24 protein-coding genes are annotated in these 18978 nt (G+C 64.8%); 9 read left to right on the top strand and 15 right to left on the bottom strand.

What is annotated here, in order from left to right; all coding sequences use genetic code 11:
• Window positions 1–103: 103 nt before the first annotated feature.
• Both HALDL1_06310 and HALDL1_06315 read right to left on the bottom strand, forming a co-directional pair.
• Entirely contained in the window at window positions 104–418 is a 315-nt protein-coding gene (locus tag HALDL1_06310; protein ID AHG03248.1) for a DNA-directed RNA polymerase subunit M, read from the bottom strand.
• Between the two features lie 39 nt (window positions 419–457).
• On the bottom strand, window positions 458–712 hold the full coding sequence (locus HALDL1_06315) for a hypothetical protein (GenBank protein ID AHG03249.1): 255 nt from the start codon (window positions 710–712) through the stop codon (window positions 458–460).
• A 95-nt stretch (window positions 713–807) separates the two neighbouring features.
• On the opposite strand from HALDL1_06315, the gene HALDL1_06320 reads away from it, so the two are divergent.
• Window positions 808–2073: an MFS transporter gene (locus HALDL1_06320; GenBank protein AHG03250.1), complete on the top strand. Its 1266-nt coding sequence runs from the start codon at window positions 808–810 to the stop codon at window positions 2071–2073.
• Between the two features lie 6 nt (window positions 2074–2079).
• Here the strand turns inward: HALDL1_06320 and HALDL1_06325 are convergent, their stop codons facing one another.
• A complete protein-coding gene (locus HALDL1_06325) occupies window positions 2080–2850 on the bottom strand; it encodes an enoyl-CoA hydratase (GenBank protein AHG03251.1) in 771 nt (256 codons plus the stop codon).
• A 375-nt stretch (window positions 2851–3225) separates the two neighbouring features.
• On the opposite strand from HALDL1_06325, the gene HALDL1_06330 reads away from it, so the two are divergent.
• Window positions 3226–3708 carry a hypothetical protein gene (locus HALDL1_06330; GenBank protein AHG03252.1) on the top strand — a complete coding sequence of 161 codons (483 nt, stop codon included), beginning with the start codon at window positions 3226–3228 and terminating at the stop codon, window positions 3706–3708.
• A 27-nt stretch (window positions 3709–3735) separates the two neighbouring features.
• Here the strand turns inward: HALDL1_06330 and HALDL1_06335 are convergent, their stop codons facing one another.
• Together HALDL1_06335 and HALDL1_06340 are read right to left on the bottom strand one after the other, a co-directional pair.
• A complete protein-coding gene (locus HALDL1_06335) occupies window positions 3736–4752 on the bottom strand; it encodes a hypothetical protein (GenBank protein AHG03253.1) in 1017 nt (338 codons plus the stop codon).
• A gap of 106 nt (window positions 4753–4858) precedes the next feature.
• The gene (locus tag HALDL1_06340; protein ID AHG03254.1) at window positions 4859–5287 is read right to left on the bottom strand and encodes a biotin transporter BioY; all 429 of its coding nucleotides are present in this window, start codon (window positions 5285–5287) and stop codon (window positions 4859–4861) included.
• A gap of 122 nt (window positions 5288–5409) precedes the next feature.
• Between HALDL1_06340 and HALDL1_06345 the strand changes: the two genes are divergently transcribed.
• Window positions 5410–5742: a 30S ribosomal protein S10 gene (locus tag HALDL1_06345; GenBank protein AHG03255.1), complete on the top strand. Its 333-nt coding sequence runs from the start codon at window positions 5410–5412 to the stop codon at window positions 5740–5742.
• Between the two features lie 64 nt (window positions 5743–5806).
• Here the strand turns inward: HALDL1_06345 and HALDL1_06350 are convergent, their stop codons facing one another.
• From HALDL1_06350 to HALDL1_06360, 3 genes are read right to left on the bottom strand one after another with little or no spacing between them, the layout of a single operon-like run.
• Window positions 5807–6073 (bottom strand): hypothetical protein, encoded by a 267-nt coding sequence (locus HALDL1_06350; GenBank protein AHG03256.1) that lies wholly within the window; start codon window positions 6071–6073, stop codon window positions 5807–5809.
• Window positions 6070–6945: a sodium:proton antiporter gene (locus HALDL1_06355; protein AHG03257.1), complete on the bottom strand. Its 876-nt coding sequence runs from the start codon at window positions 6943–6945 to the stop codon at window positions 6070–6072. The genes HALDL1_06350 and HALDL1_06355 overlap by 4 nt, the downstream gene beginning before the upstream one ends.
• Before the next feature lie 53 nt (window positions 6946–6998).
• Entirely contained in the window at window positions 6999–8279 is a 1281-nt protein-coding gene (locus tag HALDL1_06360) for a transposase IS605 (protein ID AHG03258.1), read from the bottom strand.
• Window positions 8280–8332: 53 nt separating this feature from the next.
• Between HALDL1_06360 and HALDL1_06365 the strand changes: the two genes are divergently transcribed.
• Together HALDL1_06365 and HALDL1_06370 are read left to right on the top strand one after the other, a co-directional pair.
• Complete coding sequence (locus HALDL1_06365) at window positions 8333–8470, top strand: hypothetical protein (protein ID AHG03259.1); 138 nt, start codon at window positions 8333–8335, stop codon at window positions 8468–8470.
• A 430-nt stretch (window positions 8471–8900) separates the two neighbouring features.
• Window positions 8901–10175, top strand: coding sequence for a transposase IS605 (locus tag HALDL1_06370; protein ID AHG03260.1), 1275 nt, complete (start codon window positions 8901–8903; stop codon window positions 10173–10175).
• A 57-nt stretch (window positions 10176–10232) separates the two neighbouring features.
• Here HALDL1_06370 and HALDL1_06375 read toward each other — a convergent pair whose 3' ends face one another.
• The 5 genes from HALDL1_06375 to HALDL1_06395 form a co-directional block, all read right to left on the bottom strand.
• Window positions 10233–10661, bottom strand: coding sequence for a twitching motility protein PilT (locus HALDL1_06375; GenBank protein AHG03261.1), 429 nt, complete (start codon window positions 10659–10661; stop codon window positions 10233–10235).
• Window positions 10661–10930 carry an AbrB family transcriptional regulator gene (locus tag HALDL1_06380; GenBank protein ID AHG03262.1) on the bottom strand — a complete coding sequence of 90 codons (270 nt, stop codon included), beginning with the start codon at window positions 10928–10930 and terminating at the stop codon, window positions 10661–10663. Before HALDL1_06380 ends, HALDL1_06375 begins: the two co-directional genes overlap by 1 nt.
• A gap of 48 nt (window positions 10931–10978) precedes the next feature.
• Entirely contained in the window at window positions 10979–11251 is a 273-nt protein-coding gene (locus tag HALDL1_06385) for an AbrB family transcriptional regulator (GenBank protein ID AHG03263.1), read from the bottom strand.
• Window positions 11252–11297: 46 nt separating this feature from the next.
• Window positions 11298–12578, bottom strand: coding sequence for a transposase IS605 (locus HALDL1_06390; protein ID AHG03264.1), 1281 nt, complete (start codon window positions 12576–12578; stop codon window positions 11298–11300).
• A gap of 168 nt (window positions 12579–12746) precedes the next feature.
• Complete coding sequence (locus HALDL1_06395; GenBank protein AHG03265.1) at window positions 12747–13547, bottom strand: sodium:proton antiporter; 801 nt, start codon at window positions 13545–13547, stop codon at window positions 12747–12749.
• Between the two features lie 96 nt (window positions 13548–13643).
• Between HALDL1_06395 and HALDL1_06400 the strand changes: the two genes are divergently transcribed.
• Window positions 13644–14924 (top strand): indole-3-acetyl-L-aspartic acid hydrolase, encoded by a 1281-nt coding sequence (locus HALDL1_06400; GenBank protein ID AHG03266.1) that lies wholly within the window; start codon window positions 13644–13646, stop codon window positions 14922–14924.
• Window positions 14925–15063: 139 nt separating this feature from the next.
• Here HALDL1_06400 and HALDL1_06405 read toward each other — a convergent pair whose 3' ends face one another.
• Entirely contained in the window at window positions 15064–16434 is a 1371-nt protein-coding gene (locus HALDL1_06405; GenBank protein AHG03267.1) for an electron transfer flavoprotein, read from the bottom strand.
• Between the two features lie 108 nt (window positions 16435–16542).
• On the opposite strand from HALDL1_06405, the gene HALDL1_06410 reads away from it, so the two are divergent.
• Window positions 16543–16872, top strand: coding sequence for a (2Fe-2S)-binding protein (locus HALDL1_06410; GenBank protein ID AHG03268.1), 330 nt, complete (start codon window positions 16543–16545; stop codon window positions 16870–16872).
• A gap of 19 nt (window positions 16873–16891) precedes the next feature.
• Here the strand turns inward: HALDL1_06410 and HALDL1_06415 are convergent, their stop codons facing one another.
• Window positions 16892–18013: a beta-lactamase gene (locus tag HALDL1_06415; protein AHG03269.1), complete on the bottom strand. Its 1122-nt coding sequence runs from the start codon at window positions 18011–18013 to the stop codon at window positions 16892–16894.
• A gap of 59 nt (window positions 18014–18072) precedes the next feature.
• Here HALDL1_06415 and HALDL1_06420 point away from each other — a divergent pair, with 59 nt between their 5' ends.
• Window positions 18073–18696 carry a transcription anti-termination factor gene (locus tag HALDL1_06420; protein AHG03270.1) on the top strand — a complete coding sequence of 208 codons (624 nt, stop codon included), beginning with the start codon at window positions 18073–18075 and terminating at the stop codon, window positions 18694–18696.
• Between the two features lie 37 nt (window positions 18697–18733).
• Window positions 18734–18967, top strand: a complete 234-nt coding sequence (locus HALDL1_06425) for a hypothetical protein (GenBank protein ID AHG05208.1) — start codon at window positions 18734–18736, stop codon at window positions 18965–18967.
• Window positions 18968–18978: the final 11 nt, after the last annotated feature.

Genomic DNA, 18978 nt, shown 5'->3' on the forward strand with positions numbered 1-18978 from the left:
TCCCTGGGTGGCTCGCCGCCTCGCCGCATCCACCACCCCGCTTCTTCTCAGTCCATGGCCGTCGCTGGTCGCGTTCTCGTAGAAAAGGATTCGCGCTGGCGGCCTAGTTGTCGTCTTCGCGCCAGCGGTGCTCGCACTCCGTACAGATGAAGAAGCGCGTCTCGGACTCGTCGGCCGAGCGGATCTGCTGCATGTACCAGTGGGCCTTGTCGTTCTCGCAGCTCGGACAGACGACCGTCGTCTTCGGGAGTCCCTTGTCCTGGGCGTCGCTGACGTCGACGATCTCGGTCTCCTCCTGGCCCTCGGTGATGACGTAGGAGGCGTCGGGGTCCTTCGCCTGCTTGTTCGCGCAGCTGCCGCAGACCCACAGCCCGTCGTCGGCCTTCATCATCGAGCCGCACTCGTCGCAGAATTCCATGCCCCGGACTTTCTCGTCCCCGCAGTTAAGCGCCGTGTTTCACCCTTCGCCCTCGGACTGGCCGGGTTCGCCGACGGCCTCGGTCGGGAGGTTGCTGTATATCTCGGATTCGAGGTCGTCCCGGCTCTCGAAGACGTCCTCCGTGGAGCGTTCGAGCACGTCGACGAACCGCTCCTCGCCGTCCGCGTACCGCAGTACCACGTCGTCGAGTGCGGTCGCGGCGTCCTCGTGGCTCGCCGGGTACGAGAGCACGTCGAGTTCGCTGGACAGGTGGTTGAGTTTGACCTCGCGCATAGACAACTAGTAGCACGCCCGACTTCCTAACTGTTTCCCGGTCAGCGTGGCCGAACCCCGAACGGTAAACCGGGGCGGAGTCGTAGGCCCTGTCGATGGCCCTGTTCGACACGGACCGACGCGTGCTGGTGCTGGCGCTGGCCCGGATGGCCGACGCCGTCGGCAACTCGTTCCTCATCGTCCTCCTCCCCGCGTACATCGGAGCCCACGGTCGCGTCCCTGTCGAGCAGTACACCGGCCAACTCGCGGTGTTCGGCGTGGACCTGCTGGTCGTTACGCCGTCCCTGCTCGTCGGCTTCGTGCTCTCCGCGTTCGGCTTCTTCAACAGCTTCCTCCAGCCGTTCACGGGCCGCGCGTCGGACCGCGCGGGCAAGCGGAAGCTGTTCATCCTCGCCGGCCTGGCGCTCCTCGGCATCGCCTCCGGGAGTTACGCGCTGGTCTCCGACTACCGACTCGTCATCGTGTTGCGCGCGCTCCAGGGCATCGGCGCCGCGTTGACCATCCCGGCGACGGTCGCGCTCGTCAACGAACTCGCGACGACCGACACGCGGGGCAACAACTTCGGCGTGTTCAACACGTTCCGCCTCATCGGCTTCGGGTTCGGCCCGGTCGTCGCAGGGTTCGTGCTCACGCGCTACGGCTTCGACGCCGCCTTCGGGGTCGCCGTCGTCGGCGCGTTCCTCAGCTTCCTCCTCGTCAGCCTCCTCGTCTCCGACGCCGAGGAGACGGCGGCGAAAGCCGGCGAGGACCTCTCGATAGCCGTCCGGGGCGACCGCAGTCTGCTCGACCCCGTGTTCGCGCTCGGCGTCGCCACCGTCTTCATGGGTATCGCCATCTCGCTGTTCGCCACGCTCGAACCGATAATCAACGAGCGACTCGGCCAGGACAACGTGCTGTTCGGCCTGGAGTTCGGGACCGTCGTCATCGCGAACGTCCTGCTCCAGGTGCCCATCGGCCGGGCGAGCGACCGCTACGGTCGTCGCCCCTTCCTCGTCGGCGGGTTCGTCCTCCTGATTCCCGCGACGCTCGCCCAGGGGTACGCGCTCACGCCGGCGACGATGATCGTCTCCCGGTTCCTGCAGGGCGTCGCGGTCGCCGCGGTGTTCGCGCCGTCTCTCGCCGTCGCCGGCGACCTCGCGAGGGAGGGCGAGTCGGGGACGACGCTCTCCATCCTCACGATGGGGTTCGGCCTCGGCACCGCCATCGGACCGCTCGCGTCGGGGTTCCTCGTGCGCTTTGGCTTCGTGGTTCCGTTCGCGGTGGGTGCCTCGCTCGCTGCCGTCGCGCTGGTCGTCGTCTACTCACAGGTCCAGGAGACGCTCACCGACCCGCAGCCGATTCGGGCGGTGCCCGGCGACTGAGCCGTCCTACTCGAAGTTAGGGTCGCGGTCCTCGAGGAACGCCGCCATCCCCTCGCGCTGGTCGTGGCTACCGAACAGTCCCGCCCAGGTGCGCCGCTCGAAGTCCAGGCCCGCCTCCAGCGTGGTCTCGTGGCTCTGATTGATGGCTTCCTTGGCGGCCTGCAGCGCGGTTGCCGGCTGCGCTGCCAGTTCCTCGGCGAGGTCCGCGACGTGCTCGCGGAGTTCGTCGTGGGCGACGACCTCTCCGACGAGCCCCTCCTCGTGGGCGTCCGTGGCGTCGAGTCGGTCGCCGAAGTAGACGAGCCGACGCGCCGTCTCGTCGTCGACGAGTCGGGGGAGCCGCTGGGTCGCGCCCCATCCCGGGATGATGCCGAGGTCGATCTCGGTCTGCCCGAGGACCGCGCGCTCGGAGGCCACCCGCAGGTCGCAGGCGAGCGCGAGCTCCATCCCGCCGCCGAACGCGTAGCCGTTGATGCAGGCGATGGCGGGCGCCGGGAACGACTCGATGGCGTTGGCTACTGAGTGCCCGAGGTCGGCGTACTCCTCGGCCTGCTTGACGTCCATCTCGGACATATGGGAGATGTCCGCACCCGCGACGAACGCCTGGTCGCCGGCCCCAGTGAGAACGAGCGCCCGGGCGTCCGCTTCCTCGGCCTCCTCGATGGCGTCCTCGAGTGCGTTCAGTGTCTCCACGTTCAGCGCGTTCAGGCTGTCCGGCCGGTCGACGGTGACGGTCGCCACGTCGTCCTCGACGTCGAGTTGAACGGTGTCTGCCATGGTCACAGCGACGCGGAGAACCGACATAATCTCCGGGGATACACCGCGACTGTTGTTCGGACGGTGGACTGCGATTCTCGGTCAGCAGGTGGACTAGCCGACACCCTGGCGGATTGAAAGGGCGAGGCGCTGTCGGCGACGTCCGACGAAGGTAAGCCGAGCGAAGCGAGGCGAACGTCGGGAGAGCAAGCTCTCCCGGGAGAAGCACTGCAACGACCGAGCACCGCGAGAGAGTGAAGCGCGCAGCGAGGCGCACGAGCCGACAGCGACGAGGGCTTTCAGGTAGGGTCGTCACCCACACGACGGTCTCACATCTCCCAACCGTCTGCCCGGGTCTTCGCAAGCCCGAAATACCGCGCCAGTGAACTGGCGCCCATGAGTCTCTCCGAGGAGGACCGCGAGCGGCTTGCGGACATCGTGGAACTCCAGCCGACGAAGAACGGGGATCTGCAGGACCGCTGGGGGATGGACAGCGGGAGCGACGTCCACCAGTACCTCGAAAACGAACTGCGGGACTACTACTACCGCGACGAGAACAGTCTCATCCGCGCCACCGCGGAGGCGACCACGCTGGTCGGCGAGGAACCGGAGGGCGGCGAGGCGCCCGCGGTCCACATGTCCGAGAACGAGCGCCGCGTGTTCGCGGTCATCGCGGGGCCCGACGAGCGCGCCGAGAGCGTCGTCTCGGTGCTCCACTCGGTCCGCGAGGAGTTCGACTCACCGGAGACGGAGGCCGCGGACGTCCGCCGGGCGCTCCAGACGCTCAAGCGCAAGGGTATCGTCGAAGTCGAACACCGGACGGTCCCGACGTACAAACTCGCCGTCCCCCGCGACGAAGTCAACGTCGCGGACGACTGAGTCCGAAACCGAGTCGCAGCCCCCTTCTCAGCGCTGTCGTTGCCTGCGTTCTTCGAGCACGTCCCGGATTCCCGACCCGGGACCTCCCTTCAGCGGCCACCTCTTCTGTCGCCACGCTGGCGGCTCGGGCTCGTACTCCGGACACGAGCCGGAGCACTCCGCGGCGGTCTGCTCGCGCCCCTTCGCGCCGCAGTACGGGACGTAGCCGTGGTCGGCCCGATTCACGGCGAAGTGCCGGCAGTCTGGCCGCATCGTGTCGAGGTACGACCGCCAGCCGCGCTCGTAGGCCCGTTCGGCGATTTCGAGTCGCTTCTCGGACTTCCACTCGGCGTCCACGTACTCGAAGGTCGCCGCGGACTGGTCGAACTCGCCGCCGCTCGGGCGCTCGGTGATACGGGTGCCGGCGCCGTCCGTGTCCAGCGAGCGCGGGTGCCACTCGACGGACGCCTCGCCGCCGCTGAACGCGAGGATGCCGGCCTCTACGGGCATCTCCTGGAGGAGCGCGCGCTCGACGCGCTCGCCGTCGCTCTGGGTCGCCAGCCACACCTCGTCGGCGAGTGACAGCGCGACGTCCCGCTCTAGCTGGTCGGCGAGCGCGTCCGCCGCCGAGGCGTCGAGGTCCGGCTTGTTCTCCACGGCGACGATTCGCTCCACCCACTCCGGATACGGCCACTTCCGGCGGAGCTCTATCTTGTTCCCGTTCTTCCGCGTCTCGACGACACCGCGGTCGCCCGCACGGTGGACAGCCTCCCGGACGTACCGCCACGGGTAGCCCGGGTAGGGGAGCGCGTCCCGGTAGAACTGCCAGTCGGCTGGTGCGTTCCGCACGACGTGGAGGAGGTCGGAGTCCAGGCGCTTCGTTCCGAAGTTCGCGCGCGCCGCCAGCGCCTCGGGGTCCACCTCGACGACGACGGTGTCCCAGCGCCGGTCGCGGGTGCCCAGCTGGCGGGCGACGAGAGACGGACGCCCGGGCTCGTCGGGGTGCCAGTGCCGTTCCGCCCACGCGCAGACGCGGAGCTCGAACGCGAACTCGGAGTCGGCCACGGGGGAACGAGCGCGGGCGAGCAACCTACCTCTTTCGCCACGACTGGGGCCCGCCCGACGGAGCAGTCGCTGGGCACACGCGCCAGTCCGGAGTGGGAGCCTCCGGTCAGGCCTCGACGGCGTCGTCGAGGAAGTCGTGTGCGTCCCGGAGGATGTCCCGGGGGCCGTCCTGCGTGATGGTGTTGATGGCCTGGTCGTAGTCGCGCCACTGCATGTCCGAGTGTTCGCTCGACAGCTCCGCGTTCGCCTCGAAGGACTTCGCGATGAACAGGTGGACTGTCTTGTGGATGCGTTTGCCGTTGGCCTCGAACACGTAGTCGTAGTCGTCTCGGAACCCGTCGACGAGGCGGAAATCCTCGATGCCGGCCTCCTCCTGTACCTCTCGTATCGCCGTCTGCTGGAGCTCTTCGTCCCCCTCCACGCCGCCCTTCGGGAACTCCCAGTCCCCGGGCCGGCTCTTCAGGAGGAGGTATTCGCGCCGGTCCCGCGTGTCGCGGAACAGGATCGCTCCGGCGCTGGTCGCTTCGACCGTCATTGAGGGGATATATACAGGCGGCAGTTAAGAGAATGTCGGACCGTCCGGCGTAGCGACAGTCCGAACGGCCAAACGGACGCTTTTTCACGGTGGACCGCTTCACTCTGCACCAGCACCCAGTCATGACTTTCGTCACTAAACTCTCCCTGAAGAGCGGGGACCGCGCGGCCCTCGACGGCGTCGTCTCCGACATCAAGGAGACCTGCCGCCGGAAGGGCGCCCAGATGAAGGGCCCCCACTCGGACGCGCCGAGCAAACTCTCCGTACCGCTGTACGTCAGACTCGACGGCGACGACGGGGCGTCTGCTGGCACCTGGACCTACACCGTCTACCGCCGCCGCATCGAACTGTACGGCCACGACGACCTCGCTCGCTCCATCATGGAGCGGGAGTTCCCGGACAGCGTCCACGTCGAAGCGGAACTCGAACAGCAGAAACCCCTCGGCTCGGCGTAATCTCGCAGTCGACCTGTCTCGACTCTCCTCTCCGATAAAACAGACCGACGAGCGGCCGGTGCGCCTAGAACGCGCTCTCGCCGACCGTCTCGATGAACTCCGCCTCGCCGACGTGGTCGTCGTCGTCGAACTCGGTGACGCGGAGCAACACGCGCTTGTCGACCAGATTCACCGACTCGTCCGGCAGGTGGAGTACCGTGTCGCCGATGCGAGCGATGGGCGTCCCGTCCCGGTCGCCGGTGACGAACACCGACAGTTCGTCGCCGACGTCGAAGCTCGGATGGTTCGTCCGGAACGACAGCCCCTCCGTGAACGCGTCGAAGCGACTCATAGGCGATCGACCTCCTCGGACTTGCGGTCGCTAGTGTACTCCAGCCCGAACCCGGTGAGCGCGGCGAGCAGGAACACCGCCACGAGCACCCAGCCGTGGAACACGTACGGCACGACGTCCGCCGGGTTCACGACCATCGCCTGGGTGAACCACTCGTACTCGTCGGGGAGCCCTTGTAGCTGGGTGTAGCCGACGAGCACGCCGCCCGACCAGGGGAAGATGTAGCCGAGCGCGGACGTGTTCGCGTCGAGGATGTTCGCGCGCCGGTAGCCGTTGATGTTGAACCGCTCGCCGACCCGGGCGATGTACGGCCCGATGGCAATTTCAGCGGCCGTGTTGATCGTGATCATCGCGTTGACGATTGCGGTCCCGAGCACCATCGACGTTTCTGCGCGCCGAACGCTGGTCGCGACCGATTCGAGCAGCCAGTCCTGGAGCGCTTCGAAGCCACCGCCGCGGATCATGACCTGCGCCGCCGCGACGATGAGCAACACGAGCACGATGAGCGGGAAGAAGCCCGCTGCCCCGCTGTAGAGGCTGCCACCTACTGCCGCACCGACGCCCTCCTGGGTCGTGTCGACGAGTTCGACGAACGGGAGCCAGGAGAGCGACTGCGCGATTTCGAGGCCCTCCGGCGCCTGGAAGACGACCATGTCGGCGACCGACGCCAGTCCGAAGAGGACGTTGAAGACGAACGCCACGATGATGCCCCAGGAGATGGCCTCGATGATGTGTCGTCCCGCGACGGCAGTGCCGATGACGACGAGCATCGAGACGAGGTGGAGGAGCCCTGCGGGCTCGCTCTCACCGACGAAGATCTGCTGGGCTTCGGCGGCGATGTCGATGCCGGACATCAGGCCACCCGCGACCACATGACATCCTCCCCGGCGTGAACGCCGGGGTTTCCTCACGCTGGGGGTATCGCTTACCGGCTCACGGAGGCAACTTGCGGGTTCGTATGCTCCTCGTTGGGAACTGAGCGTGGTGACTCTGACCAATTATGGTCGTCCCACTTGAGGCATACAGGCCGTGCCATCGACCGTGTTACCGTCGTCTGCCGCCTCAGGAACGTTTCTGACGCCGTGAGGTCGGCGTGTCCCTCGAATCCGCACGGACACGTCAGCGTGTCGTGGTGGCGCGTCGTATCCTCTGTTGAACCGCAGTTCGGACACTCCTGACTCGTCCACGCCTCAGACCGAACCTCGACCGACATACCGTATTCTTCGGCTGTGCACGCCAGTCGGTTCACGAACGCGCGGAACGCCCAGAAATTGTGAGTCTTCGCGTTCGTCTCCACCGACCAGTGCGTTTCCAGTACATCCGTCAACGCTCCAACGTACACTGTCGAAACACCCTCGTCGTACAGGCGTTCGATGAGGTCACGGGCGAGTGCGTCTTGAGCGTGATCACGCCGCTTGGTACGCCGGTCGTACAGGCGTCGGATGCGGTGACTGCTGTATCGACCGTCTTCCAAGAGTGATTGGAGACGTGCTATTTCTCGCGTCGTCTCACGGAACCGCTCGAACAGGTCACGTCCTTCGTACAGGAGTTGTTGGCCGGTTGTGGTTGTGCAAGCGACGAGGTTGTTCGCACCAATGTCCAGAGCGGCTTCTTCCGAAGCCAGTGGTTGTGCCAGTCGAGAATGGTCTTCGCTGATTGTGACTGGCTGAAAGGCCCTGAACGATTGGGCTTGCTCGTCGTAGAACAACTCTAATCGGCCCTGCTTGTCGTACTCTTTCCAGTTGGGGTCGCCTCGAAGTTCGAGCCGGAGGCGTTCGCGGTGTCCCAATCCGTACTCGTCTTTCAGGTCTTTGCCGACAAGGATTTCGAGTCGGGAGTATTCACCCCACTCAACGGAGTACGACGTGTTGCGGATGTACGTGCGGAGTTCTCTCCCGTCTTCCGAGTTGCCCCAGAATCCGGGTTTGCCGTTCGCTTCTCCCTTCTTCTTGAGGCTGAAGAACGACTTCCACGCTTCGCGGTTCTTGCGCTCAATCTGCTGAACCGTGGACGCACCGAGAACACCGCTGTAGCGACCGCGATACTCGCTGATGTCCCATACGTCTCCATCTGGGTCAGCATAGTTCTCGCGGCGCTCATAGTTGATTTCGTTCCAGAGAGCGGCAGAAGCGTCCAACAGCCGTCGAAGCAACTCCTCGTCCTCTGGGGACTGCGGAATCACGTCGAACGTGTTGGCTCGCTTCATCGACTACATATTATATCGTAACGCACATAAATATTCCGTTCATGTGATATTATATGGTTGCAATTCGCATCGAGTTTGACGACGACGAACAGTACGAACGACTGAAGGAATTGAAGAAGCACCGTGGATTGACGTGGAAGGGCTTACTCCTCGAAGGAGAGAAGAAAGTCAGAGAGGATACCCCTGAATAAGCGTCGAACGTGGTTTGTGCCGTGGAGTGTCGGATTCACGCCCGCCGTGAACGGCGGGACTCTCTCCTTGATTCAGGTAGCTCTCCGACGTCCTCGTCGGTCAGGGCGCTCTCTTCGACGGCTTCGGCCACCTGCTCGAGGGCGTTGGTGTCGTCGCCCATCTTCCTACAAGGAGGGAATCCCGGCCTTCAGGCCGGGAGGGAATCCGACAACTGCTGAACTAACCACGCTCAGATGCTCGGTCTGAATGCCGACCGTCATCTTTAACTTACGTGGGTCCTTATGTTTTGTCGGATGAGAGCCGATTTCGATATGGAGCGTGGCGGGCCACTTCACGAGGTTGTGAAGGACTATGCCCGCGATCACGGGATACGACACTCACGAGCGTACCCCGAACTCCTCCGCAAAGGACTCGAATCCGAAGGCTACGATGTCAACGACTCAGACAGCGAATAAAACACTGGAAGCCACGCTCGTACCGCCCACACGGTGCAAAGAGCAACGCCTCCAGCAAACGCTGTCCGAATACCGTGAGGCACTACATGACGCCTTCGAGCAAAACTGTACGACGATGAGTGCCACGAACGACGTGGTGACACCGTACAACCTGCCGTACCAAGCGAAAGACGCCCTCAAATCATACGTCCCGAAACTCCACAAGACGTACAACGCTCAGGAATTGGATGACGAACACCCGCTCCGATTCGTGAACCGAGCCGGGAAGTTCGACCGCGACTCCTCGCGTGAGTACGAAATCTGCTGGAACGTTCCGCAACCCGGTCGCGGAACTAACTTCTGGATTCCTCTTCGATTAAATCCAAACCAGCAAGAGTTCTGGGACGATCTACTCGATGAGGAATCGAGTACGAACGTGGGCGAGCTTCGCTTGCAGAAACACCGAAAGACGTGGACGCTCCACGTCACCGTCGAATACGAGATCGAGGATACTTCCGAACACCCCGAGAATCCGACTCGGGTTGGATTCGATATTGGCGAGTCAATGTTGGTCACGGGCTGTGCCCTCCAACACGACACTCCCACGAAACCACTGTTAATCAACGGGAAAGAAGCCAAGCGAATCCGAAAAGAGATGCACACAACGCTCAAACGACTCCAAGAGCGAGACGCTTCGGACTGGCGTACCGAGGAACGATTCTCGTACTACCAGAATCGACTCACAGACATCATCGAGAAGGCGTCTCGTGAGTCTGTGGAGTATGCTCGCCAGTTCGAGAATCCCGTCATCGTGATGGAGGACTTGGCATACATCCGTGAGTCGCTGGACTACGGGAAGTACATGAATCGACGGTTGCATTCGTGGGCTTTTGCTCGGTTGCAGGGGCGTATTGAGGACAAAGCCCGAGACGCGGGTATTCCGGTGCGGTACGTCCACCCGCAGTACACCAGCAAGACGTGCCACTTGTGCAAGCACATCGGGTATCGGCCTCGGCAAGCCGAGTTCAAGTGCAGAAACCCGGAGTGCCACGTATCGACGTTTCAAGCCGACATCAACGCGAGTGCGAACATCGCACGTCGCGTAGACCCGTGGGGAGAGAGTCTACCAGTGAAACAGGTGGACGATGACTCGCCACAGGACGGGAGCCGTTGTGACACGGCCACGACTCACTGTGAGCAGAGCGAGACATCCTCGCAGATGACACTCACAACATTCCAAGAGTCGAAATCCACTGCCAGCGACGACTAACTGGCATTCCCACCGTGTGGGAAGCCCCGTCGTTTACGACGGGGAGGATGTCACCGGTCAGTTGAACGGGTTGTCGGGCGTTTCCAGCCGCGTGACACCGTCGAGCGTGTCGAAGTCGTCGTCGAATGAATACAGGTACTCGATACCCTCGCGCTGCATGTATGCGGCGATGGTCGCGTCTCCGAACGACAGCCCCTCGTAGGTCTGGAACAGGTCGACGGCGCTGGGGAAGTCCTTCTGGGCCGCGTGCAGTACCTCGAATCCGGCGGACTGGTTCAGCCGCTCGTAGGTCTCGACGGCCTTCGAGTGCCGTTTCCGGTTGTGTATCCAGTTCAGCGTTTCGAGGACGATGTAGTTCGTCACTCGCCCCGTCGGGAGGTCGCCGTGATCCATCCCTTGGACGATCTCCATCGCGACGTTGTGGTGTTCATCGTCGGCGTCCGCCATCCCGACGAGGACACCTGTGTCGACGACTGCGACCGCCATCAGTTGCTCTCCGAGAACGCGGGGTCGCCCTCGTGGCCGGCGAGGTCGTGCGTCTCAGACCCGCCGCCACCCATCGACACCGGCTCGAAGTCGTCGAAGGCGCCGTATCGCTGCTTGACGACCTCGACCGAGAGGTTCCCCTCGTCGTCGGTGTCCCAGCGGAGCTTGTCGCCGGCCTCGATGTCGAGACGGCGCCGGAGCGCCGCCGGGATCGTGACCATCCCTCGGTCGCTGACCTTCGTTTCCTCGGGAGCTTCTTCAGTTGCCATACCCGACAGTACAGCCTCTCTTGTGATACATGTTGCGCCACATGCGGGTCAGCCGGGAAACCAGTCGATGCGCCGCTTCTCCCGAATCGTGGCGGCCATCTCCTTGGCCATCGCCTCGCGGTTCTCTTCGCTGACGTCCTCGTCGACGAGCATCCCACGGCCGGCGTCGTCCTTGTCCTCGGTCATAGTCCGTAGAGTTCGCTCCGCTCGAGGGCGCGGCTCACCGTCGACCGAGCGCAGTCCAGCCGGTCGGCGGCCTTCCGCTTCGAGAGTTCGTCTTTCTGCACCATGTCGAGGACGGCGACGACGTCGTGATGACATCCTCCCCGGCGTGAACGCCGGGGTTTCCTCACGCTGGGGGTATCGCTTACCGGCTCACGGAGGCAACTTGCGGGTTCGTATGCTCCTCGTTGGGAACTGAGCGTGGTGACTCTGACCAATTATGGTCGTCCCACTTGAGGCATACAGGCCGTGCCATCGACCGTGTTACCGTCGTCTGCCGCCTCAGGAACGTTTCTGACGCCGTGAGGTCGGCGTGTCCCTCGAATCCGCACGGACACGTCAGCGTGTCGTGGTGGCGCGTCGTATCCTCTGTTGAACCGCAGTTCGGACACTCCTGACTCGTCCACGCCTCAGACCGAACCTCGACCGACATACCGTATTCTTCGGCTGTGCACGCCAGTCGGTTCACGAACGCGCGGAACGCCCAGAAATTGTGAGTCTTCGCGTTCGTCTCCACCGACCAGTGCGTTTCCAGTACATCCGTCAACGCTCCAACGTACACTGTCGAAACACCCTCGTCGTACAGGCGTTCGATGAGGTCACGGGCGAGTGCGTCTTGAGCGTGATCACGCCGCTTGGTACGCCGGTCGTACAGGCGTCGGATGCGGTGACTGCTGTATCGACCGTCTTCCAAGAGTGATTGGAGACGTGCTATTTCTCGCGTCGTCTCACGGAACCGCTCGAACAGGTCACGTCCTTCGTACAGGAGTTGTTGGCCGGTTGTGGTTGTGCAAGCGACGAGGTTGTTCGCACCAATGTCCAGAGCGGCTTCTTCCGAAGCCAGTGGTTGTGCCAGTCGAGAATGGTCTTCGCTGATTGTGACTGGCTGAAAGGCCCTGAACGATTGGGCTTGCTCGTCGTAGAACAACTCTAATCGGCCCTGCTTGTCGTACTCTTTCCAGTTGGGGTCGCCTCGAAGTTCGAGCCGGAGGCGTTCGCGGTGTCCCAATCCGTACTCGTCTTTCAGGTCTTTGCCGACAAGGATTTCGAGTCGGGAGTATTCACCCCACTCAACGGAGTACGACGTGTTGCGGATGTACGTGCGGAGTTCTCTCCCGTCTTCCGAGTTGCCCCAGAATCCGGGTTTGCCGTTCGCTTCTCCCTTCTTCTTGAGGCTGAAGAACGACTTCCACGCTTCGCGGTTCTTGCGCTCAATCTGCTGAACCGTGGACGCACCGAGAACACCGCTGTAGCGACCGCGATACTCGCTGATGTCCCATACGTCTCCATCTGGGTCAGCATAGTTCTCGCGGCGCTCATAGTTGATTTCGTTCCAGAGAGCGGCAGAAGCGTCCAACAGCCGTCGAAGCAACTCCTCGTCCTCTGGGGACTGCGGAATCACGTCGAACGTGTTGGCTCGCTTCATCGACTACATATTATATCGTAACGCACATAAATATTCCGTTCATGTGATATTATATGGTTGCAATTCGCATCGAGTTTGACGACGACGAACAGTACGAACGACTGAAGGAATTGAAGAAGCACCGTGGATTGACGTGGAAGGGCTTACTCCTCGAAGGAGAGAAGAAAGTCAGAGAGGATACCCCTGAATAAGCGTCGAACGTGGTTTGTGCCGTGGAGTGTCGGATTCACGCCCGCCGTGAACGGCGGGACTCTCTCCTTGATTCAGGTAGCCCGCGAAGGCGATGACGGCCGCGACGATGGCGTACTTGAACCGCGAGGCGACGACCCCCCCGATGTCGGAGTCCTGGGTGACCGCGCTCACGATGGTCGTGTCGCTGACCGGCGCGAGATTGTCCCCGAAGACGGCCCCGGAGAGGATGGCGCCGAACAGCAACACCGGACTGGCGCCCAGCAGGACGCCTGCCGGGAAGAACAGCGTGGTGAACGCGACGGTCGTCCCGTATCCGGTGCCGATGCCGGTCGCCAGCAACGCCGCGAGGATGAACGTCGCGGCCGGGAACAGCGCGGCACCGATGCCCGCTGCGTCGGCCGCCCAGACGAGTCCGCCGACGAACCCGCCCACCTGAATCGTTTCGGCGAACATCCCCGCCCAGAGCCACGCCACGACTGCGGTGGCCGCGACCCGACGGGTCATCCCCTCGAAGATGGTGTTCGCGTAGCCTTTCCACGATCCCTTTACGAAGAGCAGGCCCACGATGAGGCCCACGAGCATCCCAGCGACGAGACCGGTGGTGTCACCGATTCGGAGGATGCCGCTCTGGAAGATGGCCCACACCACGAAGAAGGCGAGTGGGAACGCGCTCATCCACTTCCCGCCGTAGAAGTCGATACGAGCGCCCCTGTCCTCGCCCGTAGCCATCGCCTCGGCTTCCCCTACCTCTTCGTCGTACTCATCACCATTACTCATGCTAACACGATACAAAATCGAAACCACGTTGTAAATAACTTACCTCCAGAGACCACTTATGACAGATTTATAGTGACTGGCGCTCCCTCAACAGACATGAGCAGTACGGAACTCGACCCGCTTCTCGCACTGCGACGCGACCTCCACCGGCACCCCGAGCCGGCGTGGTGCGAGTTCTACACGACCGCGCGCGTCGTCGAGGAGTGCGAGCGAATCGGCGTGGACGAACTGTACGTCGGCGCCGACGCCATCGACCCCGCCGCCAGGATGGCCGTTCCGGACGACGAGACGCTGGCGACGTGGCGCGAACGCGCCCTCGAGGACGGCGCCGACGAGGCGGTCGTCTCCCAGCTGGCGGGCGGCAACACGGGCGTCGTCGCAGTGCTGGAGCGGGGTGACGGGCCGACGGTCGGCCTGCGCGTGGACATCGACGCGCTCCACATCACGGAGTCCAGCGACGCCGACCACCACCCCGAGAGCGAGGGGTTCCGCTCGGAGCACGAGGGATATATGCACGCTTGCGGCCACGACGGGCACATCACGCTCGGTATCGGCGTGCTCGAAGCGGTCGCGGACAGCGACTTCGAGGGCACACTGAAGCTGTTCTTCCAGCCAGCAGAGGAGCGCGTCGGCGGCGGGAAGGCGATGGCCGAGAGCGGCCACCTCGACGACGTGGACTACTTCTACGCGGTCCACCTCGGACTCGACCACCCGACCGGCGAGGTGGTCGCGGGCATCGACGGCTTCCTGGCGGTGAGCCACCTCCTCGCGGAGTTCCAGGGCGAGTCCTCGCACGCGGGCGCTCACCCCGAGGAGGGTCGGAACGCGGTGCAGGCGATGGCAACCGCGATTCAGAACCTCTACGCGATTCCGCGACACGACGGCGGCGCTACTCGCGTGAACGCCGGCCGCGCGGGCGGCGGCACCGCGACGAACATCGTCCCTGAGGAGGCGTTCGTCGAGGGAGAGGTGCGGGGCGAGACCACGGAGCTGATGCGCTACATGAAGGAGAAGGCCGAGCGGGTCCTCGAATCGTCGGCGGACATGCACGACTGCGAGGTCACGCTCTCCACGGAGGGCGAGGCACCGAGCGCGACGAGCGACCAGGCGCTCGTGGACGTGTTCGCGGGCGAAGCGAGCGCGCTCGCCGGCGTCGAGAACGTGATGGAGCGCGACGACCTCGGCGGCAGCGAGGACGCGACCTACCTCATGAAGCGCGTCCAGGATGGGGGCGGACTCGCGTGTTACGTCTGCGTGGGAACCGACCACCCCGGCGGCCACCACACGCCGACGTTCGACGTGGACGAGGACTCCCTCGACATCGGCATCGACGCGCTCTCCCGGTCCATCCTCGCGGTCGGCGAGCAGCGTCCGTAGCGGGGGCTGGCAGACGACGCGGACTACGAGTACGGGGCGGTGCGTCGCCGTTCCGATGTCGCCGCCCCGCGTCCAGTCAGCTCACGGGGTGGGCTGGTCCCGGCTTCGCACTTGAAGTTCAGGAGGAGGCGACTTCGCGTCAGTACTTCGGGTCGGCGCCGGTGACCGCGTAGACGTCCTCCATGATGTCGTCGCGGCGCGACTGCCAGGTCGGCATCGCGTCTGGGCTGGAGGGATAGTCCTCGTAGTGGTCGATGAGGCGGTCGGCCTGCTGTTTCGTCTTGTAGAACTCCCAGATGTTCGACCAGTAGCCGAAGGACTTCAGCGCGGTCGCGACCTTTAGCCGGAGGCTGAAGTCGGTGCTGCCGGCGTACAACGCCTCCGCGAGCTTCTCGCCCGGGAGCGCGGCCAGCAGTCCCATCAGGTCGTCGACGTCGACGGCCGTCGAGAGCACGTTGTACACGTCGAGGCCTGCGTAGCGCGCGCCGAAGTGGTCCATCACACGCTCGTTGTACTCCCACAGCGCGGCCTCCGAAACGTCGCCCGATTCGAGTGCCTCGATGGCCTGCTCGCCGGCGTACTTGCCAGCGTACGCGGCGCCCGCGATGCCGCCGCCCGTGGTCGGGTTGACGTGGCCCGCTGCGTCGCCGACTGCCATGAAGCCGGGCGCCGTCGCCGAGTCGTACGGGCGTCGCGTCGGGAGCGCGGCGCCGAGCTTGTCTGTCACTTCGGCGCCCTGGAACTCGGGGCGCGCGCGGAGGTCGCGCTTGAGGTCGTCGACGAGTTTCATCGGCTCCTCGTTCATCTGGAAGCCGAGGCCGGCGTTGATCTCGGTGTCCGTCCGCGGGAAGTACCAGAGGTAGCCCGCGGCGCGCTCGGTCGGCTTGAAGACGAGCGCGTCGTCCCACTCGACGGGTTCGGGCACCTCCACGATCTCGCGGTACGCCGAGCAGAACTGCGAGTAGGAGACGTTCGTGTCGAAGGTCGCGTCAGCGACGTCGACCTTGTCCTGCAGGACGGAGAGCGCGCCCGCGGCGTCCACGACGATGTCTGCTTCGAAGTCGACCACGTCGCCGCGGTGCTTGCCTTTGATGCCGGTCACGCGGCCCGAGTCGTCCTGGACGACGTCCTGGACGACGACGTCGTAGTGGAAGTCCGCGCCAGCGTCGCTGGCGCCCTCGATGACGCAGCGGCCGTACTCCCAGCGGTCGATGACCGCGAGTTCGCCGGGGACGGGGATGTCGAGGACGGTGTCCTCCTGGGGAATCTCGAAGCGGCCGTGGTCGACGCCCGTGTTCGTGAACGCGCGTTCGAGGCGCTCTTTCGGGATGGCCTCGGGGAACGCGTCGGCTCCCTTCAGCGCGTCACCACAGGCGATGTGGCCGGCCTCAGCCTCGGACTTCCGCTCCACGACGGCGACGTCGTAGCCCGCTCTGGCGAGGGTCGCGGCCGTGTAGCAGCCCGACGTGCCGGCCCCGACGACGGCCACGTCGTACTCGTAGGTAGTCATACTCGCGAGTTGACGCCCCCGAGGAAAACTCTTTATGCACTAATCCGTCGGATAGGCGAGGACAGGGACGAACAAAGAGTTTTACCCGCCGTCGACCAACCCGCAGACATGACAGAGTACACCGTGGAGTTCGTCGGGACCGGGGAGGAGATCCAGGTCTCCGGCACCGAGACCGTCCTGAAGGCGTGCCTCCGCGAGGGCATCGCACAGGAGTACTCCTGCCGCGTCGGCATGTGTCTGGCCTGCTCGGCGAAGATAGAGGAGGGGGAAGTCACCCAGCCCGCCGCACGCGGCCTCACCGACGAGGAGGCCGAGGAGTACGCACTCACCTGCATGGCCCGGCCGCAGTCCGACCTCGTCCTCGACCGCGGGAAGTACCCGCCGAGCATCGAGCAGGACGCCGCCGCAGCGGATGCCGCCGCTGCGGACGACGACTGAGTACAGCGTTACCTACACTTTACGCCGACGACACTGCGCAGTTGTTCGGCCCGCGCTCCAGTTCCAGCGTCCCCTCCTCGATTTCTCGCCTTCCCAGGTTCACCGCCACGATGTCCGCGTAGTTCGCGGGCCGCGGCGGGAGGTCCGTCGTGAGTCGCTCGACGAATTCCTCCTTATCGAGTTCGCCGAGTCCGAGGTGCTCGCGCACTTCGCTCAGGGGACTCGCGAACCCCCGGTCCCCCGGGCGGGTGGTGGCTTCGACGTGGCCCGGGAGCACGCGCGTCTCGTCGTCGTGGGCGAACACGACGTCGTGGAGTGTCTCGTACTGCCGGCCAGCGAGTTCGCGGGCGCGGTCCTCGTCCTCCAGGTCCGGCCGGCCCACGCCATCGAGGAACAGGCAGTCCGCCGTTAGCAAATCCCCGCCCCACTCGAGGACGACGAGTTCGGTCGTGTGGCCGGGCGCGTGCTCGACGACGAGTTCCCGGTTGCCCACTGCGATCGCGTCACCATCGTCGACGAGCGTCGCGTCGTACTCGAGGCCACGTTCTGCTGCGCCCTCGGGCAGGACGCGCTCGGCTCCCGTCTCCTCGGCTACCGCGCGGACTCCGGAGACGTGGTCGGCGTGGACGTGGGTGTCGACGGCGTACTCGATTTCGAGGCCGCGCTCCGCGGCGTCGTCGGCGTATCCGTCTGCAGCCGCGGCGAGCGGGTCCACCACCGCGGCTTCATCGCCGTCGGAGAGGAGGTAGGAGAGACAGCCACTCGAGGGGCGCTCATACTGGACGACGCTGTCTCCCAGGTCGTGACTGACGACGAGTTCGGCCCAGGCCGCCATACCGCCCTCCAGGTTCGCGGCGTCGACGCCGTCTTCCCGGAGCGACTCGGCGACCTCCCCGCTGGACTCCCCGACCGCACAGACGGCGACGATGGGTTCCGAGAGGTCGTCCGGCAGGAGGTCCGCGGCGTTCCCGGTGACCTTGGCGGAGACGAACTCCATGTACGGCACGTGGGCGGCCGTCACGTCCGGGCCGTCGACGTGCCAGGCCTCGAACTCGTCGCGGTTGCGCACGTCGAGGACGCTCACGTCGCCGCGCCGGATGCGGTCGTACAGGTCTCTCGGCGAGACGGACGTCGTGGTCATGGTGGACCTATGCGCTCGCGTGCCAAAAACTCACGTTCACCTGCCTCCTACGGCGTGGTATGCACGCCGACGACTTCCGCGACAGCGTCGAGGCGGCGAACGCGACGCAACTCGACCGCCTCGGCTCGTCGAAGCGCCTCGTCGCCATCACGGGTGCCGACCTCTCCGAGGAGACAGTCCTCCGCGCGGCCGCCGCCAGCGAAGCCGCAGCCACCGGCGTGTTCGAGGCCTGGGCCGCCGAAACCGACGGCGACGCGGCCGAGACGTTCGAATCGTTCGCCGCGCGCGAGCGCGAGCACTACGACCGCGTCGTCGCGGAACTTGGCGACGACGTGGCTGAGGAATCGGGCGCTGTCCACGACTACCTCCGCGAGCAAGACGACCCCGTGTCGCGGGCCGGTGCAGTCGTTGGCCGCGGCCTCGTCGCCACCCGCACGCTCACGCAGTTCGTCGGCTACTTCGTCAACAACGCCGACGAGTCCCGCGCGGACCTGTTCCGCGACCTGAAGCGCGAGACGAGTGAGGACACCGACGCGGCGGTCGAACTCCTCGCCGCGACCTGCGAGAGCGACGACGACTGGGAGCGCGCGGAAGCCGCTGCCTCGGGCGCCATCGACGCCGCCTACGAGGAGTACGTCGCCGCCCTGGAGGGGATGGGTGTGAACGCGAAGTCCGTTTGCTAGCGCAGGGATTTTTGCGGGTCCGCTTCGCGGCTGTACTGTGCGCCGCGTACTTCGGTTGGTTGACCGGACGCTCGCGCTGAGTCTCGCGTTCGCCCCGCTCGGCCAGCTGCTCGCTGGGTCCTCAGTGGGGACTTCCGGCGCGGTCCTCGCCGGTGGGGTGCTCTCGTTGCTCGTCGCCGCGCTCCTCGACTTCTTCGCCGTCTCCGTCCTGGCCCGCTACGGTGGTTCGCTGGTGCTGCGAGACTCGCCGCTCCTCGGACCGCTCGCCTGAGTCGTCGTCGC

It is taken from the genome of Halobacterium sp. DL1 (genome assembly GCA_000230955.3).
GTDB lineage: Archaea > Halobacteriota > Halobacteria > Halobacteriales > Halobacteriaceae > Halobacterium.

What these genes read in the sequence shown, in the direction of transcription:
- HALDL1_06315 (AHG03249.1), bottom strand. Translation starts at nt 712, where the DNA reads ATGCGCGAGGTCAAACTCAACCACCTGTCCAGCGAACTCGACGTGCTC.
- HALDL1_06360 (AHG03258.1), bottom strand. Translation starts at nt 8,279, where the DNA reads ATGAAGCGAGCCAACACGTTCGACGTGATTCCGCAGTCCCCAGAGGAC.
- HALDL1_06370 (AHG03260.1), top strand. Translation starts at nt 8,901, where the DNA reads ATGTCAACGACTCAGACAGCGAATAAAACACTGGAAGCCACGCTCGTA.
- HALDL1_06420 (AHG03270.1), top strand. Translation starts at nt 18,073, where the DNA reads ATGCACGCCGACGACTTCCGCGACAGCGTCGAGGCGGCGAACGCGACG.
- HALDL1_06325 (AHG03251.1), bottom strand. Translation starts at nt 2,850, where the DNA reads ATGGCAGACACCGTTCAACTCGACGTCGAGGACGACGTGGCGACCGTC.
- HALDL1_06365 (AHG03259.1), top strand. Translation starts at nt 8,333, where the DNA reads ATGGTTGCAATTCGCATCGAGTTTGACGACGACGAACAGTACGAACGA.
- HALDL1_06385 (AHG03263.1), bottom strand. Translation starts at nt 11,251, where the DNA reads ATGTCATCACGACGTCGTCGCCGTCCTCGACATGGTGCAGAAAGACGA.
- HALDL1_06400 (AHG03266.1), top strand. Translation starts at nt 13,644, where the DNA reads ATGAGCAGTACGGAACTCGACCCGCTTCTCGCACTGCGACGCGACCTC.
- HALDL1_06320 (AHG03250.1), top strand. Translation starts at nt 808, where the DNA reads ATGGCCCTGTTCGACACGGACCGACGCGTGCTGGTGCTGGCGCTGGCC.
- HALDL1_06350 (AHG03256.1), bottom strand. Translation starts at nt 6,073, where the DNA reads ATGAGTCGCTTCGACGCGTTCACGGAGGGGCTGTCGTTCCGGACGAAC.
- HALDL1_06330 (AHG03252.1), top strand. Translation starts at nt 3,226, where the DNA reads ATGAGTCTCTCCGAGGAGGACCGCGAGCGGCTTGCGGACATCGTGGAA.
- HALDL1_06340 (AHG03254.1), bottom strand. Translation starts at nt 5,287, where the DNA reads ATGACGGTCGAAGCGACCAGCGCCGGAGCGATCCTGTTCCGCGACACG.
- HALDL1_06390 (AHG03264.1), bottom strand. Translation starts at nt 12,578, where the DNA reads ATGAAGCGAGCCAACACGTTCGACGTGATTCCGCAGTCCCCAGAGGAC.
- HALDL1_06345 (AHG03255.1), top strand. Translation starts at nt 5,410, where the DNA reads ATGACTTTCGTCACTAAACTCTCCCTGAAGAGCGGGGACCGCGCGGCC.
- HALDL1_06415 (AHG03269.1), bottom strand. Translation starts at nt 18,013, where the DNA reads ATGACCACGACGTCCGTCTCGCCGAGAGACCTGTACGACCGCATCCGG.
- HALDL1_06405 (AHG03267.1), bottom strand. Translation starts at nt 16,434, where the DNA reads ATGACTACCTACGAGTACGACGTGGCCGTCGTCGGGGCCGGCACGTCG.
- HALDL1_06380 (AHG03262.1), bottom strand. Translation starts at nt 10,930, where the DNA reads ATGGCAACTGAAGAAGCTCCCGAGGAAACGAAGGTCAGCGACCGAGGG.
- HALDL1_06395 (AHG03265.1), bottom strand. Translation starts at nt 13,547, where the DNA reads ATGAGTAATGGTGATGAGTACGACGAAGAGGTAGGGGAAGCCGAGGCG.
- HALDL1_06310 (AHG03248.1), bottom strand. Translation starts at nt 418, where the DNA reads ATGGAATTCTGCGACGAGTGCGGCTCGATGATGAAGGCCGACGACGGG.
- HALDL1_06375 (AHG03261.1), bottom strand. Translation starts at nt 10,661, where the DNA reads ATGGCGGTCGCAGTCGTCGACACAGGTGTCCTCGTCGGGATGGCGGAC.
- HALDL1_06410 (AHG03268.1), top strand. Translation starts at nt 16,543, where the DNA reads ATGACAGAGTACACCGTGGAGTTCGTCGGGACCGGGGAGGAGATCCAG.